Annotated in this window: 1 protein-coding gene; it reads left to right on the forward strand. The window is 37.3% G+C overall.

All coding sequences use genetic code 11. The annotated features are described in order from the left end of the window. Positions 1-21 precede the first annotated feature (21 nt). On the forward strand, positions 22-600 hold a 579-nt coding region (locus tag KEM10_RS24030; RefSeq protein ID WP_212221013.1), incomplete at its 3' end, for a hypothetical protein.

Consider the following 600-nt stretch of genomic DNA (forward strand, 5'->3'; position numbering starts at 1 on the left):
GTTGTAGTAAACTAAGATATTATGGACGTATTAACACTCGAAAATAAACGCGACTTTCCGATGACTACCAATGTGCTGAAGTTTATGCAGGATGCGTATTCAACATTGGAAAAAATTGCAGCCATTGGTGGCGAAAATATTATAGTTAGCGGTTGTACTGTAATAGGTTCAAGTGTATCGGATGGTTATATGTATTTAAAAGGAATTTTAATGCCTTTTAAAGCTAGTACTGTGGACACTAATGTAAAGATTGTAAAAACGGTTAGTCAGGTTACGGTTGATACAGGAACCCGGGAACAGACAACTTATTACGCTAAGTTTGGAACCAGTACTGATCCTACTATGAATGTGCCATGGGCAGACATTGAAGCAATACCTACTAACTCAGAATTAAATGAAAAGCTAAATACATTACTTACCAATCTTGGGGATTTTACGGCAGCTATTGATGCGTTAGGATTAGGTTTTGATTATTTGGACGAGTGGATATATGCTGTTAACTACATGATGAATGATAGTGGATGGATCCAATGTCCATTAAGTTCAGGTACGCTTTTAGGTTCCAACTGGGTTTATGCGCGTCAAAAAGGCAATCATGTA

The sequence above is a fragment of the Carboxylicivirga linearis genome (assembly GCF_018271995.1).
GTDB classification, from domain to species: domain Bacteria; phylum Bacteroidota; class Bacteroidia; order Bacteroidales; family Marinilabiliaceae; genus Carboxylicivirga; species Carboxylicivirga linearis.